Source organism: Companilactobacillus ginsenosidimutans, assembly GCF_001050475.1.
Classification (GTDB): Bacteria; Bacillota; Bacilli; order Lactobacillales; family Lactobacillaceae; genus Companilactobacillus; species Companilactobacillus ginsenosidimutans.
In genome coordinates, this window is record NZ_CP012034.1 from 2,550,788 (window position 1) to 2,569,174 (window position 18,387).

13 protein-coding genes are annotated in these 18,387 nt (G+C 35.9%); 7 read left to right on the forward strand and 6 right to left on the reverse strand.

The genetic code is table 11. The features are described from left to right. Positions 1 to 336: 336 nt before the first annotated feature. Together ABM34_RS12625 and ABM34_RS12630 are read left to right on the forward strand one after the other, a co-directional pair. The gene (locus ABM34_RS12625; RefSeq protein ID WP_048706231.1) at positions 337 to 1,554 is read left to right on the forward strand and encodes an IS110 family RNA-guided transposase; all 1,218 of its coding nucleotides are present in this window, start codon (positions 337 to 339) and stop codon (positions 1,552 to 1,554) included. 333 nt (positions 1,555 to 1,887) lie between these two features. Next, positions 1,888 to 2,727, forward strand: coding sequence for a metallophosphoesterase family protein (locus tag ABM34_RS12630; protein WP_048706233.1), 840 nt, complete (start codon positions 1,888 to 1,890; stop codon positions 2,725 to 2,727). Positions 2,728 to 2,764: 37 nt separating this feature from the next. On the opposite strand, the gene ABM34_RS12635 is transcribed toward ABM34_RS12630, so the two are convergent. Beyond that, positions 2,765 to 4,213 (reverse strand): APC family permease, encoded by a 1,449-nt coding sequence (locus ABM34_RS12635; RefSeq protein ID WP_157023347.1) that lies wholly within the window; start codon positions 4,211 to 4,213, stop codon positions 2,765 to 2,767. 250 nt (positions 4,214 to 4,463) lie between these two features. Between ABM34_RS12635 and ABM34_RS12640 the strand changes: the two genes are divergently transcribed. The 4 genes from ABM34_RS12640 to ABM34_RS12655 all read left to right on the forward strand — a co-directional run bounded on the left by ABM34_RS12640 (position 4,464) and on the right by ABM34_RS12655 (position 12,680). Beyond that, entirely contained in the window at positions 4,464 to 6,560 is a 2,097-nt protein-coding gene (locus ABM34_RS12640; protein WP_048706237.1) for a putative ornithine decarboxylase, read from the forward strand. Between the two features lie 46 nt (positions 6,561 to 6,606). Beyond that, on the forward strand, positions 6,607 to 7,872 hold the full coding sequence (locus tag ABM34_RS12645; RefSeq protein ID WP_048706239.1) for a methionine gamma-lyase family protein: 1,266 nt from the start codon (positions 6,607 to 6,609) through the stop codon (positions 7,870 to 7,872). 226 nt (positions 7,873 to 8,098) lie between these two features. Further along, positions 8,099 to 10,378 carry a lectin-like domain-containing protein gene (locus ABM34_RS12650; protein ID WP_048706241.1) on the forward strand — a complete coding sequence of 760 codons (2,280 nt, stop codon included), beginning with the start codon at positions 8,099 to 8,101 and terminating at the stop codon, positions 10,376 to 10,378. Between the two features lie 241 nt (positions 10,379 to 10,619). Beyond that, entirely contained in the window at positions 10,620 to 12,680 is a 2,061-nt protein-coding gene (locus ABM34_RS12655; protein WP_048706243.1) for an L-type lectin family protein, read from the forward strand. Positions 12,681 to 12,711: 31 nt separating this feature from the next. On the opposite strand, the gene ABM34_RS12660 is transcribed toward ABM34_RS12655, so the two are convergent. From ABM34_RS12660 to ABM34_RS12680, 5 genes are all read right to left on the reverse strand, one after another. After that, the gene (locus ABM34_RS12660; protein ID WP_048706244.1) at positions 12,712 to 13,245 is read right to left on the reverse strand and encodes a histidine phosphatase family protein; all 534 of its coding nucleotides are present in this window, start codon (positions 13,243 to 13,245) and stop codon (positions 12,712 to 12,714) included. Between the two features lie 6 nt (positions 13,246 to 13,251). Further along, entirely contained in the window at positions 13,252 to 13,704 is a 453-nt protein-coding gene (locus ABM34_RS12665; RefSeq protein WP_048706246.1) for a GNAT family N-acetyltransferase, read from the reverse strand. A gap of 64 nt (positions 13,705 to 13,768) precedes the next feature. Continuing rightward, a complete protein-coding gene (locus tag ABM34_RS12670; RefSeq protein WP_064505424.1) occupies positions 13,769 to 15,004 on the reverse strand; it encodes a YhgE/Pip domain-containing protein in 1,236 nt (411 codons plus the stop codon). A gap of 89 nt (positions 15,005 to 15,093) precedes the next feature. Next, positions 15,094 to 15,771 carry a TetR/AcrR family transcriptional regulator gene (locus ABM34_RS12675; RefSeq protein WP_048706249.1) on the reverse strand — a complete coding sequence of 226 codons (678 nt, stop codon included), beginning with the start codon at positions 15,769 to 15,771 and terminating at the stop codon, positions 15,094 to 15,096. Positions 15,772 to 15,867: 96 nt separating this feature from the next. Next, positions 15,868 to 17,244: an amino acid permease gene (locus tag ABM34_RS12680; RefSeq protein ID WP_048706250.1), complete on the reverse strand. Its 1,377-nt coding sequence runs from the start codon at positions 17,242 to 17,244 to the stop codon at positions 15,868 to 15,870. Positions 17,245 to 17,448: 204 nt separating this feature from the next. Here ABM34_RS12680 and ABM34_RS12685 point away from each other — a divergent pair, with 204 nt between their 5' ends. Further along, complete coding sequence (locus ABM34_RS12685; RefSeq protein WP_048706252.1) at positions 17,449 to 18,387, forward strand: hypothetical protein; 939 nt, start codon at positions 17,449 to 17,451, stop codon at positions 18,385 to 18,387.

The window sequence follows — 18,387 nt, forward strand, 5'->3', positions numbered from 1 at the left end:
TCGGAAGAGCTGAGAAATATTCGAAGGCAGTGAAAGTGAAGAAATGGCGAAAGCCATTACTTCACAGGGCGAGTTTGGAGACTTGCGAGAACTCCGCAAGGCACCAAAACAACCTAAGATTAGTTCTGAGTAAATATTCTTTACTCAGAACTTTTTTGTACACTGAAGGTAAAGCTAAGACCGATCATGGGCCTCGGGACATAATAGTCCGCATTCAAAAATGGTCTCCGTTATCTTCATTTCTCTAATCAGGTTTTAGGCTGTGGGACTTCGAGTCCGTGTATAGGAAATGAGATCAGAAGTGTTGATACGGACAGCTTTAGAAAGGTGATAATCATGTCAGATATAATTGCTTTAGATGTTTCCAAAGGACACAGCTATTGTGTCTATTACCGTAATGATAGCTGTGTTACTGAATTTAATTTTCAACACAACAAGTTAGGCTTTGATAGATTATGTGCCACCGTTAAATGTGCAACCAATCCAACATTCTACTTTGAGGCGACAGGTATATATTCCCGTCCCATTGAGAGATTCTGCAGAGAGAACAAAATTCCATATGCCCTTCTAAATCCTCTTGAGCTACATCTTAAAACCGAGAATTTACGTCGGGTTAAAACCGATGATAAAGATGCACATAAAATTGCATTGAGTGCTTTTAATAATCACTATCGGTTGGTTCAATTTCAAGATGAAAAATATTTAAAACTAAGAGAACTGAGTCGGTTCTATGAGAAAGTTGAGAATTCTCGTAAGTTGTATAATTTACAATTACATAATGAAATCCAGCAGACTTTCCCGGAGATAGAGCATTTCTTTGCCAAGAAAACATCGTTTCTAGCACTGAATACAATAAATACATTTCCTCATCCCGATTTGATTTCAGGGCTTTCAAGGACAAAACTAAAGAATGCTTTAATAGGCGAGACCAATAAGTTCATATCAAAAGACAATGCTTTAAAATATGCAGATAAATTATTACGTCTTGCTAAGAACAGTTCCCCTGCAGTACATGTAGACGATATTCAAGTGCAAGAAGTTCAATATTATTCGCGTCTATTAATCAATTTGACTATCCAAAAGAACAAGTTGAAAAAGCAAATGATTGAGATGGCAAAGAAACTTCCTGACTTTGAGATTATTTCTTCAATGCCAGGTATCGGCCAGATGACAGCCGCTATGTTATTGGGTGAGATAGGTGACTTCACTAGATTCGATAATGCGAATCAACTGAATGCATACGTAGGGATAGATCTTATTAGATATCAATCAGGTCAGTATTTGCGAAAGGATCATATAAACAAACGAGGGAATCCTAAAGCACGAGAACTACTATTCATCGCAGTAAGAAACATGATCAAACAACAATCAGCGGCACCTAATCATATTGTGGATTACTATTACAAACTAAAAAAGCAACCCGTTCCCAAGAAGGATAAGGTTGCCACAGTAGCTTGTATGAACAAGACACTGAAATGTCTATTCTCTATGATCGAACATAGAGAGAAATATGCTTACGCATATACGGACTCGAAGTCCACAGAGATAAACTGATATCTCTAAATTGAATATTAACACTTACCTCCATAATTTAAAATGCAAGTTATGAAGTACTATTTGTTATACACTCATTTTTAGATATCCTACTTGACTAATCGTAGGAACCGAGGCCCGAGACCGCACTGAGGCTCGGACCGTCCCGCACAGCCGAAGAATATTTCTCAGCTCTGGAGACGGCATCCCAGAACCAACCCCCAACCAAACTATACACAAACTTTACATTGTCTATACCAATTATTTACATTAATTAGATATGATTATCTTCTAGCCATTAATAGGGGGATTTTATGTTATTGATATTCGTTAACAATTGGGGAATTGTTGATCATGAGTAAGTTTAAGATTGCTCAAATTACAGACATGCACTTAACACCTGACGGGTCACATCCGGCACAACATCAAAAGATTGATCCGTATTTAAAATTAAACACCATTTTTAGAGATATTCGTTTGATGAACGAACGTCCACATATGATATCGATTACCGGGGACTTGATTCATGGTGGCAGTTCTGAAGACTATTCCAAGTTGGCTAAAGTTTTAAGTCATCATATGGATAAATTAAATATTCCTATTAATGTTGTTTTGGGAAATCACGATAATACACCCGCGTTTTTCGAAGGTTTTTTAAAGCAGCCACTGCGAGAAAAATATTATTACTCTATTCCAACACCTAATATCGATTTTTATTTTTTAGATACGAAATTTCATAACTATGAGCCAGGTTATCTTGGTCAAGATCAACTTATTTGGTTGCGTGAAAATTTAGCTGAGAATCCCAATAAGGAAGCAATTATTTTCATGCATCATCCACTGGATGGTCCGGCACTTCATCACATGCGATATAGTATTTTGCAAGAAAGCACTGAATTAATGGAAATAATTAAAGAACAGAATGTTCGAGCAATATTTTCGGGACACGTTCATTTTTCAACTTCATTTTGTAGAGGTAAGATGTTAGTTCATACAGCAGATTCGTCTGCGTACCATATCAATTGCGACAATATACATAAGCATCTAGTTTATGATTCAACAAATTATGATCTTATTACTATTGAAGATACTGAAATTGGGGTAGAAACACGCAACTTATTTTCTGGACAGGATATTATTAATCATATCGATGTTGACGATACAGGTTTTGTAAATTTAGATGTATTTCGATAGCTAAAACAAAAAGCCTATCCGAGAGGATAGACTTTTTTTAATTGAGTTCTTGAATTTCTTTTTTCATTTCATGTCTTCTAATCATAGGCATTACGAAACCTAATCCGAATAATACGATTACGGTAATAAAGTTAAGTAATAATTGATGATTGAAGGCTGCTGTACCATAACTTGCTTCTTGAGGGATGAACCCTAAGGTAGCACAGACAAAGGTGAAAACTAGACACCAGCCACCGACTAATAGTGCTGCTGGTCGGTTATTAATGAAGACATAATCTGATTTAAATTTCTTTGTTTGCCAACGAACCGCGACAAATGCGAAGAAAACCCAAGCAGTCTTATAAGGTGAAATGATACCGTTAATGTTTAGTAACCAATTATAAATGGTATTGATGTTTGGGAGTGTTCCAGTCAATAACAGGAGGAACAAACTTAACCCAGAAGTCATCATGTAACTGTGGATAGGGCGTCCATTCTTATTCTTCTTGGTCATCCATTTTGGCATGAAACTGTCTGCGACATCACCAGCAAATACACGACTAGATGCATCAAGCAAGACTGCCAATTGGGCCATCATGAAGATTGCTTGAACGACTGCAAAGATGTACATCAAGATTTTTCCCAGTCCTAAACTTTGGCCTAACAAACTAAAGGCGTAGTATGGGCCGTTCATCTTGAAATCGTGTGGAATGTGGTTGGCATTGAAGAACATTGCCAGTGCTAGCGTTCCGAAGATGGTCAAGAAGGCTGTCATCAAAGCAAGCAACCACATTGCTTTTGGAAATTCATGTTTTGGATCACGCATTTGAACAATGTATGGTGCTGCTAATTCGGCACCGGACATCGCGAAAATCAAAAGTCCGGTAGTTGAGAAGTATTTCAAACTAAAGTTCGGCATGAATGCTCCCCAGTTGAAAGGTTGTGTAGCGATGTGAGTTCCGTTCATTACTGAATATCCAGCCAGTAGCACGAATAAGACTGACATGATAAACATTGCCCCACCACCGATAAGTGACAGGATTTCTAGAGAATTTTTGAAAACATTCTCTAAAAGGATAAAGATCAAAATAATTGCGAAAGTTAACATTCCGAACCAGAATGTCGACATTCTTTTATCAAGCGTGTTGTTTCCTAAGAACATCCAACTGAATGAAACGATAACTGAGTTAGATACATCGACGATGTAAGGAACACTTTGTACCCAGTACATCCATGAAGTCCAATAACCTAAACGGTCGTTAGAACTGCGACGAACCCAAGAAGCAAGCCCACCACTTTGATTGTCAAAAGTTAAACTGAGTTGACTGACAATTAGTTCGTACGGAATAACATACGCGAATAATAAGAAAATCCATGAAATTACAACTGATAATCCTTGGTTTTGAAACGGATAGAAGATGTTTTCAAAACTAATAATAGTAACAAAGTCGATCAAAGCGATGACTTGCCACTTTAGATAATGCTTTTTTGGTTCTAAAGTCTCCAATTTATTTTCCCCCGAAATATATAAAAGTCTTGTTATATCAGACTTTTATATTAGGAGGTTTCAATGTAAGCAAAGAACTATTGATTTTCACTTGTGTACTACCTCTACAGATATATATAATCAAAACTGTAATGTTGTTTTGAAAATAATCATGTTTTAAAAAAATAATATTAATCCTTCATAATTGTAGAGAATTAATGGTGTTTTGCATAGATTATTTTGAAAAAAATATATTAAATGGGAGAAAAAGATGAATTTTCTGAAAATTGCATACAGTGGTGATACACAAAATTTCCTTCCCAATGGATGGAATGTGGAACCATTTTCTGAAAATATTGAAGCATCTGAACTAGCTGCAATTGTAATTGATAGTCATGATTCGACAACTATTAAACAAGCTCATGATCTTCAAAAAGTATCAGGTTTAGGGATTCCCATTATACAAGTTGATAAAGATACTGATATAAATAACGTTAAACAAGAAATCATTAATCAAATAAATAAATATCAATCGCAAATGGTACCGGGCTTTTTGACTGACTTAATTGATTTTGCAGAAAACAAGCCGGTTAGTTTTACAACCCCAGGTCATCACAATGGTCAATATTACGAGAAACATCCTGCGGGAGTTGTGTTTAACCGATTCTTCGGGAAAAATTTAATGTTCGCTGACACAAGTGATACAGTCGCTCAACTCGGTGACACCATGACTCACGAAGGAACACCATTAACTGCCGAGCAAAAGGCCGCGGAGACCTACAATGCTGACAAGGTTTACTTTTGTACAAACGGAACTACCAGTGCTAATTCAATTTGTGCCAGTGCTTTATTAACTGACGATGACTTGGTTTTGTTTGATAGAAATAATCATAAATCACTCTATAACAGTGCGTTGGTAATGACTGGTGCTAAGCCTGTTTATATTCCAACTGATCGAAATTCTTTGGGATTAATTGGTGAAATGGATCCAGCATTCTTAGATGAAGCTAAAATTCGAGCTGAAATTGCCAAAGTTGATCCAGAGAAGGCGAAACAGCCTCGTCCTTTCAGACTAGCAATTTTGCAGGCGGAAACTTATGACGGTGTGTTTTATGATGCTCAATGGATTATCGATAAAATTGGAAAGTTGTGTGACTACATTTTATTTGATTGTGCATGGGGTGGTTTTGAACAGTTTGTTCCTATTATGAATCACCTATCACCATTAGGATTAGATTATGGGCCAGATGATCCTGGAATATTGGTAACCCAATCTCTCCATAAACAGCAAGCAGGGTTGGCCCAAACTTCACAAATTTTGAAAAAAGATAAGCATCTTAAGGGGCAAAAAAGATATGTTGACCACAAACATTTCAATAATGCTTATTTGAAATTTGTCACATCTAGTTATTCCTATCCAATATATGCTTCATTAACAGTCAATGCTTATTTGACTGCCGGCCAAGGAAATAGACAATGGTGGGATGATACCTTACGCATGGGTATCGATTGGCGAAAGAAGTTGCTTAAACAGTCAACATTGTTCAAGCCATTCGTTCCGGATAATTTTGCCAAAATAAGTACTGATGATTTGGCTACCGATAGTAAATATTGGACACTTAATTCTCAGGATAAGTGGCATGGATTCAACAAAATTGCAGATGGTCAAGCAATGATTGATCCGCTAAAAATTACTATTACGACGCCTGGAATCGATATTAAAGATGCTGAATATCAGAATGAAGGAATACCAGGACCAGTGGTAGCAGAATACTTGATGGAAAACCACATCATTCGAGCAAAAGATGATTTGAATTCACTGCTATTCTTGTTGACACCGGGAGATACGCAGGCTGAGCTAGATCAACTTTTGAATGCGTTATTGGAATTTGAACACTATTACTTGAATAACGCACCACTTTCAAAAGTTTTGCCAGACTTAACGAAGCAGTTCGGTGACAGATACGAAGGTTATACACTCAAGCAATTGTGTCAGGAAATGCATGAATATTATTGGGATCACGAGACATTTACTTTGCAAAAAAAGCTTTTTGCTAAGACTGCTATGCAAGAATATTCAATGCTACCAAAGAAGGCTGATACACAGTTTATGCGTGGTGAAAGTGAGTTAGTCGACTTGTCAGATATCGTCGGTCGAGTTGCTATGGAGGGTGCATTACCATATCCACCGGGAGTATTTATCGTGGCACCAGGAGAAAAATGGCAAGAGATTGACCAAGAATATTTCGAAGATTTAGTTGAAGCAATCGAAAGATTTCCAGGATTTGTTCCAGAGATTCAAGGTGTTTATTGGAACAAAAAAGAAGATGGCAAGATTTCAGTACAAGCCGAAGTATTAAAAAAATAATCAATGATATAATTTTATGTACGTTTACCAAAAGGGGGATTTATTCATGGCATTGTCATGGAAACAAGATTTACCAGAGGATTTAAGCCAAAAAATTGCTAAGGTTGAAGAAATGATTCAACCTAAAATTGCCGAAATCGACGAACAGGTTTTATATACACAACAACGTGTGTTGAACTTGTTCAGAGAAAACCAAGTTGGTGAGGAAGATTTAGTTCCTTCAACCGGATACGGATATGATGACATCGGCCGTGATAAGATTGAAAAAATTTATGCAGGTTACTTTAAGACAGACGATGCATTAGTCCGTCCACAATTTGCTTCAGGAACACATGCCATTTCCACAGCATTATTCAGTATGCTCAGACCAGGCGACACGTTGTATTATTTGACCGGGACACCTTATGACACGATCCAAGAAGTTATTGGTATTGCAGGTGATAACCAAGGAACAATGAAGGATTATGGAATCAACTTTAAGGCAACCGAGTTGTTAGAAGACGGTTCAGTTGATTACGCGACAGCAGAAAAGGACATCAAAGCTGATGACTCAATTAAAGTAGTCGCTATTCAACGTTCACGTGGATACGCCGTTCGTGATAGTTTCACAGTTGAAAAAATTGCCCACATGATTAAATTCATCAAGGGACTCATTCCAAACGCAATTATCTTTGTCGATAACTGTTATGGCGAATTTTCTGAAATGGAAGAGCCAACCTTTTACGGTGCAGATATCATGGCCGGATCTTTGTATAAAAATGCAGGTGCCGGAATCGTCAAAAGTGGAGCATACATCGTTGGACGTTCAGATTTGATTGATGGAGCAGGCTCAAGATTGACCGTTCCCGGAGCAGGTAAGGGTGAAGGAGCAACTTGGGGTTACTTACGAGACTTCTACCAAGGATTCTTCCTAGCACCACACACAACCGGAGAAGCACTCAAAGGAACAGTCTTCACAGCAGCATTGTGTGAAGAAATGGGAATGAACGTCTCTCCAAAATGGGATGCACCAAGAACCGACATCGTCCAAACAGTATCATTCGGAGACCCAGAACCAATGATCAAGTTCTGTGCTGCCATCCAACATTATTCACCAATGAATTCATTCGTCGATCCAATTCCAAGTCACCAAGACGGATACGAAGACGAAGTAATCATGGCATCAGGTAGTTTTACCGAAGGCTCAACCATCGAGTTATCGAGTGATGGTCCAATCCGTCCACCATATTCACTATATATTCAAGGTGGATTGTCATATGCACATGTTCAAATTGCCGTAACCAATGCGGTTCGAGATACATTTTATAAATAACAAATTTAGAGTCCGGAAGGGCTCTATTTTTTTATTCCTATTCAGAAATTAATAAGAAATAATACATAAATATTTATTTTATATAATAATTTAAATTCACTTTGTAGTTAAAATGTAGGCTATAATTTTAACTAATTAAATCATTCGAATCCGGGAGTGAATAATAATTAGACCTACAAAAAAAGACCAAATCAACCAAGCTTTCCTAATAGTTGGAATTATCGCAGTGCTTAGTTTTTTTTGTTATGCACTTATTTCCAACACATCTGATGCTAAAAGAACACCAGGCAGAGTAACTAACACAGAGCCAGCAGTTTTTGTAAAAAAAGATAGTGAATATGATGCGGATGCCCAAGATAGTGCACAACCAAATGACTTTAGACAAGCACGTGAAAAAGCGCCTCATGGATTAGCAATAGATACTTTATTTGAAAAGGGAGAATATCCTTCTAATACAGCGAAGGTTATTAAACCTTATCAAGACAATGGACTTGAATTCAGTATTTTAAAAGTAACGAGTAATACTTATCAAACTGGTGCAATCTGGAGTAACGTATCTAAAGATAATTATATTGATGTTGATAAGGATCAAACTTTGTCAATGTGGTTATATTTGGGGAATAACGGTGGAGTGATTTCTTACACAGGCGATGGAATGGCCTTTGTATTGCAAAATGACAAGAAAGGAGTTAAGGCAATTTCGAAACGAAATAATGGAACAGTTGGTACTGGCCAAACATTAGGAGTTTGGGGTTATGATTATAATGCAAGAAAAAAACTTAATAGAGAGGATATTGCAAAGACTGCTATTCAAAATAGCTTTGCAATAGAATTTGATACATTTCTCAATAATGGTAATGTTATCGATCTCGATAAGGGGAACAGTTTCGACAGCGGGGATGACAAACATGAGGAGATTACACGGGAACATATTGCTATGAACTATCCAGATGCCCCTTCGACTTATACCCCAATTTCTGGGATGAATAATCACTTTCGAATGGAACATGAGCAATTGAGACAAATTGGAATGAATAATACCAAGCGTATGTTGAGTGATAAAACTTGGCACCATATGACTATCCATTGGCATAATAAGGATGAAAATACCGGGACGTTATCGTATGAATTTAATGATAAGAATATAGTAACTAGGTCAGTGAATAAATCTGGAGAGATTGTATCTGCATCTATGGATGTGGATATTAATCATTTTGATTTACCTCATCTCGATTCTAAAAATGTTGTAAGAAAACTCAGATGGGGATTCACTGGATCAACGGGTCAGGAAACGGAAAATAACTTAATTGTTTTCGAATCTGTTCCATCTATGTTAAATGGGAATGTCTCACCAAGTATTTACGACGATACGCAACAAAAGGAAGTAACGTCGAATGATAATCAAACGTTTGTGGGCGACCAATTATCTTTCAAATATGAACTTAAATATTTGAGTGGACAAAACAGTTGGAACAAGAATATGGCCACAATTGATATTCCCAGGGAGGTTAAATACAAATCTGCTGAAGTAATATATTCTGACGGAGCCCGTGAAATTATTCCTGCAGGTGCCTTCGATGAAAATGCATCAAAATTAACTTATACACTTCAAAATGAGCTTAATTTACAAAATAGTTCTGCAACTATTGTTATTCGCACCGAGTCAAACAATGTGTACAAGGATCTGCATGTGGGACCCGCACATGCAAAGTTTGAAAGTCCTTATCTAATATTGGACACAGATACTGAGTCATTTAACATTAAATATAATTCAATACACATCAGAACTGAGCCTTCTGAAGGAAAAACATTCGATAGTATTCAATCAATTGATGACTCAAACCAAATTAAAGTTTTTGTAGACAAGGACAATAATACTTGGATGCCAAAATCACATTTGGTCGTAAACTTTAATGGGAAAATCGATAATATAGATATTAGCAATCTTAGAAAAGGCGTTCCTTACAAGATTGTTCTGGATAAAAATAAATTTCATCCAGGTGAAAACACATTTGAAGTTTATGCGGTTGAAAATGCTAGTTCACAAAGATCACCAAAAAAAGTTTTAAAATATTATGTTAAAGAGCAAAAAGATGATTTGAAATTAGTATTTAATAAACTTGTTTCATTTAAGCCCGTTAACGGTGGGGAACAAGGTCAATTGGTTCATCGTAATAAGGATTGGGAAATTGAAGTTGTTGATAGTAGACAAAGTGGAAATCATTGGACTCTATTGGCACAAGCAACCGGCCTGAAAAATGAACACAGTGGTGATAGTGACTTAAATGGAGAATTGGTGTTTATTGACGATGCAGGTATTTCGCACAGTTTAAAAGGATACCAGCAAATAAAAGCCGGACCCAGTGTAACTAGTGAAGTTCAAAGCATGGATATACAAAAATTATGGAGCCCTAATCGAGGGATATTGCTCAAACTTCATGGTAAGAATAATCCAGGTCATTATCACGGAAAAATCGACTGGTGCTTAACGGATAGCATTAATTAAAGGGAACAAGGATATATTTCTCCTTGTCTCCTTTTTTTGGTTTGAAAGCCACTGGTATTATCAATAGACATAAGTGAGCGTTTTGAGCTAAAACAAATGTGAAATGAATAACAGGGATTAACAAAATTTTTGTTGGTTTACTGAATTTGTAATATTAAATACAAATATTTAAATTCATATTTTGATAATTAATTAGTCTATAATATTGTTTACAACGATACTATTTTAGGGGTGATTGATTATGAAAATATTTAATAAGGTAAAATCAACCACTTTGTCTATGACTTGTTTCATATTATTAATGTTGGTTCTTACTAATCTTTCAAGTACGGGAAGAACCAGTGCTGACAACAATTCTAGCAATCAAAATCCCACAGTATTCCCATATATATCATCTTTAAGTGGTCTGACTCGAAGCACTCCAAGTGAAGCTGATTTTAATCATGCATTGAAAACTGCACCTTCAGGTTTGGCAGTTGACACACTTTTTACTGATAACAACTATTTTGAAAATAGTCAGGGAACTAGTATCCAGGGATTCGACAACAGTGCTGAATTACTCAAGTCAACAAGTTTGAGAACCAATAATACTAGTATTGCCAGGGTTACAGATGCACCAAAGGAAATTGGGGCAATTTGGAGTAATATCGATGCCGGAAATTACATTGATGTTAACAGAAATCAGGTATTATCCATGTGGGTATATTTAGGTGGGTATGGAATAACTTCAGGTTCCGTTGGGGATGGTATGGCTTTGGTTTTTCAAAATGATGAAAGAGAAAATCATGCAATTTCTTCTTATTCAAAAATGATAGGCGATAAGAAAACAGATGTTGTTGGAACTGGAGAATCCTTAGGTGTTTGGGGAGATGATGTAAACCATTTCGATAAATCCATTGATTCGGATTCAATAGCAAAGACTGCTATTCAAAAAAGCTTTGCGGTTGAATTTGATACATTTGGAAACCATGCTTCTCAACCAAATGAAATTAGTGAGGATGGCAACGGGAGTAACTTCGACAATGAGTACCATAATCAACATATTTCCATGAATTATCCGGACAATGCTTCGACATATCATGAAGATTATGTTGGAACTAAAAAAGTCTTTGTTATGGATCATCCCAAAGATGTTACAAAAGATTTCAGTTGGAGTTATTTACCGCATTCATTAACAAATGGTAAATGGCATCATGTTACGATTACGTGGTTGAATGCGGATCATGATGACAAAGCAAAATTAATTTATGAATTCAATGACAAAAAAAATAGCAACTATGTGGACTATAATCCCGATCCTTACGTTTCAGGGTCAACTAATATTGATATTTCACATTTTGACATGGATGGAAGTAATAAACTACGTTGGGGTTTTACTAGTTCAACTGGTGATAATTCAGAAAATAACCTAGCTATTTTTGAATCAATTCCTCCATACGTGACAGGGGATGTAGAGTCAAACATCTATAATCAAACTAAGAAAAAATCTATCAATAAGAATGATGCAGTTGATGCCGGTGACGACTTGAAATTCAATTATTCGTTGATTTATGAAGATGGGATTAAAGACTGGATTAACAACGTAGCCTATATTGATTTACCAAAGCAGGTTGAGTATCAATCGGCAAAAATCATTTATGCCAATGGTCACACTGAATCTCCAGAAGTGACCTATGATAAAGATAAGTCGCAGTTGAAATTAGATATTAAGGAACCATTGTCATTGGAGAATAACAAGGCAACAGTTGAGATTAATTCTGTAGCATCACCCGTTGGTAAGCCAACAACAGTGGGCAATTCTGTTGTAAAGTTCAAAAGCACGTATTTAATATTAGATACTGAAACTCCACAATTCATAATTAATCCTCACGAAGTCGGTGAAGGTACTGTGAAATTTGGTAATGTAAATCCAACATCATCGTTTCAAAATATCAACTCTGTAACGAAATATGGTGATTTGATTTCTCGAAAAAATGATTGGTTGATTGAGGTAGTCGATGATCGGAAGAATAAACAAAACATCAATCCTTGGAGAGTTGAGGCCAGTGCAGTTAACAACAAGCCAAATACTAATAGTGGGTTGAATATTGTGTATAAGGACAGCGACGGTAATGTGAAAGATTTGGAAAACACTTATCCTTCAACTAATATTCCAATTGCAAAAGAAAATCAGTTAGGAATATTAACTAATATTGTTGACTCATGGAAGAAAAATAGTGGTGTTCTTTTGCGTTCTAACGCAAGCACAATTCCAGGTTCATACAGTTGGCAAATTACCTGGACACTAAAAGATTCAATCTAAAAAGACATTGAGAAATTTTCTCAATGTCTTTTTACTTTATATATTCGTATTCATGTATTTCACAATAATTAATGTTTTCTAAATTCAAGAATTGACGGATAACGACTCCGTGGGTGACACAAGCAATACAAGAATAATTTCTACTGTATTCTGCAAAAATCGCATTCACTCTTTCAATTATTTCTGATCTCGATTCATAAGGTAATGGATAATTCGGATTTGATTTGCCATTATTTTTTAAAAACTCGCGATGAGCAAGTTCCGCATCAGAAGCAGATTTGAGTAATTTTCCAGATTTATCCGGTTGCCATTCCATCAATCCTAACTCCACTTGAAGTGGAATGTGATTATTTTTGATTAATTCTGCTGCAGTTTGAAGTGCCCTCGTATATGGAGAACTTACAATGATTTGAACTTTTTCAAAAATTGGATTGTGGGATGTTGTTTCTGCGAGAGCAATTCCTCTTTCGGACAAATGGCTGAGGTCACGTCCGTGACCGACAAGATTTGCTGAGTCTACTTGGGAGTAATCAGGCTCGGAATGCCTTATCAAATATACTTTCATAGTTTTTTAACCCTTATTAACAGGTAAAACCATGTCTAGATGTGGAATACCAGTCTCAAGATAAGTATCACTTACCGCTGTAAATCCGAGAGACTCATAAAACTCCTGTAAGTATGCTTGAGCTTGAATATCAATCTGTGTGGCATTTTGAAAGATGTCTTGAGCTGAAATAATGGATTGTGTCACGAGTTGTCGACCAGTTCCGTTTCCTCGAGCTGACTTTTCAACCAGAACTCGGCCAATTCGAACGTGATCATCTTCTGGAATTAATCGTGAATATGTCACTAATTTTCCATCATCATCAGTACCCATGAGATGAACAGCTTTCAAATCATCTTCATCGACTTCTTGGTAGTAACATTCTTGTTCGACAACAAATACTTCAACCCGTAATTGATAGATTGACCATAATTTTTTTGTGGTAAGTTCATTGAAAGTTTTTGCGGAATAATGAATCATGATATGCCCCCGGATAATTTAATTCTTTTTGGAAATTATAATCCTTTTTCCAAAATCTAGCTAATTACCAAATTACCTTCCGATTTGATTTGGTTTCAAAGAATGAGATTATCAATAAATTGAAGATGATGAAGGTAATTGCAAAAATCATTATTTCGGGATGAATGCTGTTTCCAATAGATATCGTACTTCTGAATGCATCGATTGAAATAGACATTGGAAGATATGGATGAATTGTTTGGAAAAAAGTATTAGACAGTTGGATTGGATAGGTCCCAGCTGAACCGCCCAATTGTATTATCATGAAGAGGAGCATCAGCCATGCCCCGGTCATCCCAAAAATTATGTTGAAAAAGGTAACGATACTCAAGAACGTTGCTGCGGTCAGTAATACGAACAAATATGTGTGCCAAGTATTTAGCATCGATAATCCATTTACTTTTGTCAGAAGTATGAACATTAGTGACGCCGCTACTAAGATAAAGCTGTATAAGAATGACATTTTTGATGCCCACCATGAAATTCCATTGTTCGGTTTGAAGTGGGGCTTTGAAGTATCGTAAATAATATTAAGCGTAATACAACCAACAAACAGGGCTACGGACATTAAATATGGTGCCATGCCTGTTCCGTTAGTTTTAACGGTGGTTTTATCATAGTGAGCTAGTCGAATAGGGGATGCAATATTTGTATTAAGTGATTGTTTACTAGCTGCAGAAAGTAGAGCGACAGTCTCTTGTGGATTAGAAATCGATTTTTCCAAAACTGCCATTAACTTTTTACTATTGCCAGAGTATTCACGAAGGTAGTCGGTAGTGATTTGTTTATTCAGTGATTCTTTAATCTTGTCCATTGCTGTTGTGCTCATTTTCATGGCAACAAAGCCGTGACCGGCACTAGTAGAGTATTTTAATGGGACCTTGGGAGCATCGTGATTCTCTAATTGCTGAATATTGTGGGAAAATTTTTTTGGAATAACAATTACCATGTAGACTTTGCCGGAGTTTAGTTGGCTTTGAGCTTTTGAGTTGGATAGAAATTTAAATTTCAGCGATTTATTAGATTTTAAATTGTGTGTGATAGTGTTGCCAAAATTGAACTTATGGTTTGTCATTGGATCTGGCACTCCCTGATCTTCATTGACCACTGCCACCGGTAAGTGATTGGTCTGCTGATACGGATTCCAAAGGGACGATAAAAAGATTACTGCATAAAAAGTTGGAATTAGAAGTATCCCCAATAGAATACGAATCTGTGAACGATTTTCTTTTAATATATATTTCCATTCTGAGGTAAACATTCTTCTCGCTTCGTTTCATTTTAATTTGAACGAACCGTTCGTTCATTGAGAAGATAACACCATATAATTTGATGTTCAAGAATAAGGTATTAGGACTTTGAATAACTCTTTACTAGCAGATCAGTAATTGACGACTGCATCTTAGTAACTGAGTAGTCGTTCTTGCCATTTTCAAATGAATCGTATTTCTTATGTGTGGACCACCAAAAAATTAAATCAACAATCATCATCGCAACATACTCAGGATTATCCAGATCTCGAAGTTTCTTATTAACAATGGAATTTTTCAAAAAAACGGCAATATTTGTATATAACTCACTGCGATAACTTTTATAAGATTCAATCAGAATTGGATTCAAACTTGGGTTTTTCTCAAGTATTAAAAAGTATTGTCCATAATGATTAAATATCTTAAACAAATCATTTACTAAACTTGAAAGAGAATATTCAGATGACATCTCAAGAAGATTATGGTTAATTACACTGGTCTCACGTTGATAGGTGGTTTCAATTTTGCGTTGAATTGATGACTGATTGTCGTTTTCAATCGGGAAATTATGATCCTGAAACAAGGTGTCATTGTCTAAAGTTGCGATAAATACAAAATTTAATAGTGCCTCTTTATTCTTAAATAAATCGTACATCGATCCAACAGAGATGCTCGCTTTTTTTGCAATATCCTTCATCTTGGTTTCAGCATAACCTTTGTTAATGAAAAGGTTGCATGCACTATCAAATATTTTTTTGAGTCGTTTATCTTCAGTCATAATAATCACCATATTAAGTACAATTTTCTTCATCATACAATTAATTTGACCAAATAAAAAGCAACATCCAATTCAGGATATTGCTTAAATTAATATTTAAATTGGTAAATTCTCGTCAGGACTGTGACGTTTACTCAAGAATACTAAGATTGCGAACCAAATCAAATCGAAGATTAATGAGATTAATGTGCTGACTTGGAACAACATCATAATGGCTACTATTGCGAAGAATATCAGAACTAAGTAGTCAGAAATAGGTGATAGTGGCATTTTGAATTTATCATTTTTAGGATTAGATTTTTTGAATTTCAAATGTGCTCGAATGATTGCTCCCCAGATGAATAGAAAACTGGTTGTTGCAACACCGGAAATCAATGTGAACACGTTGCCGGGCATAACTGCATTAATAACAGCTGATAATGCAATTAATGCTGCTGATAAAAGAATGGCTAAAGAAGGAACGTGATGGCTTGATAATTTACTGATTTGATGAACTAATGGTTTATCATATTGACTGGTCAATTCAGATAGCATTCTACCAGTTGTGAACAAAGCACTATTACATGAAGATGCAGCGGCTGTGATAACAACGAAGTTGATGATATTGGCAGCACCTTTAATACCCATGCCTTTAAATACCATAACGAATGGACTGGCATTTGGATCAAGTTGATTCCATGGGAAAATACTCATGATAACTGCAAGTGAACCAATATAGAAAATAATGATTCTGATTGGCAAGCTGTTGATAGCACGTGGCAAAACTTTTTCTGGATTCTCAGTTTCTGCAGCTGTCATACCAATCATTTCAATTCCTGCAAAGGCGAAAACAACCATTGGGAGTGAAAGCAAGAAACCTTTCCAACCCTTGGCAAAGAATCCGCCATGACTTACTAAGTTAACAGGTGAAGCAACACCAGCATCTGTTTTGTATTGAATGACCATTAAGACAATTCCGACGACAATCAAAGCGATGATGGCGACAACTTTTACCAAGGCGAACCAGAATTCGACTTCACCAAAGGCTTTGACGGTTATTAGATTGACACAAAGCAAAATCACTAGGGTAATTAAACCGGGAACCCACTGTGGCAGAGCAGGTATCCACAGCTTGATATAAACACCAATGGCGGTTAATTCGGCCATGGCAATTGTTATCCAACTAGCCCAGTATGCCCAGCCAATTACGAAAGCTGAACGTTTTCCAGAATAATCATAAATTGCTTCAACAAATGAATGATAGTTTAAATTTGAAAGTAATAGTTCCCCTAAAGCACGCATGATCCAGTAACAAATAATACCTGTCAGTAGATATGCAAGAAGGATCGCAGGCCCAGCGAAGTTGATAGATTTACCAGCACCTAAGAATAGTCCAGTACCAATAGCACCACCAATCGCGATCATTTCGACTTGGCGACCCTTTAGACTCCTTTGTAGCTCGGGAGCCGGTTCCTCAATGTGTTCCATTTTCATATAAAACAGTCCTCTTAAATTAAATTATTTCTAATTTACTATCATTATAATCTTATTATTATAATTTAGTCTAGATTTGTTTGAAAAAATTAAGCGAGTCAAATTTGTTTTCTATCGAACATATGTTTGGTAAAATAATGTCATGATATTTAATTTATCAATCAAATTGACTTTAATATTCAGATAACATATGGGGAGAGATAAATGGAAATTAACGGGGAGTATATCCATTGGAATAGAAGAAAAGGTCACACAAATGATGCGTATTCTCAGCGTATTGAGCAAGCTATTAGTAAATTGATGGATAATACTTTCTTTGTAAAAAGATATTATTATAAACAATCACATACGACAGATTCTATTTATTGCTATCTGTATTTACAATATTTCGACAATCCGGTTGTAATTGCTCTGAGGAACCATTTTGCAAAGGAAACCGCAAGTAATTACATAGATGTTTTTGTTGCAAAAGAATTTGATACATATGACCTTAGATTCACAGTAATAAAAAAACTTGTTCATTATTACAATACAGGGTTATCCAATATGGAAGAAAGCCATACAAAAGAAGTTGACGACTATGATTTTGCCAAAGTTCCAAATTCAAAAAACTTCAGATTTATCAATGATCAAGCTCATCATGGTTTACGCAAAAAAAAGATAATTAATCGTACACGACAACAAAAATTAGATTCTGAAGTGAATAAAGCTCGAAAAAGGGCAAATGCCAAGATAAATCAACAACGTCAAATTAGACAAAGTAAGATTTTATTTGATGAGTATTTGAATAAGGTTTCGCCTATTATCAAATTTGATATTGCCTCCTATTCAGTTGTTGAGAATGTAATTGTAAATCGTTTTTTTCAAGAGAAAAAGGCTGTATTTACCATAAATTGTAAATTAATAGGTTCAATTGAAGTGGTCGTTTGTATGAGAAATAGTGGTACGGATGGGGATGTTAAGTTGGTTAAAATATCATATTTAGATGAGATAAGAATTAGATGTCTCAAGTCCTTTGCCCACAAATTTAATCGAAACATGGATTTGAATAAGAATATTTGTGACGAAGAAAAAGTATTCCTTCACAAGCCTAAATTAATTCTATTAACTCCAATTAACGAGGTGCTTTCACAAATTGGTTAA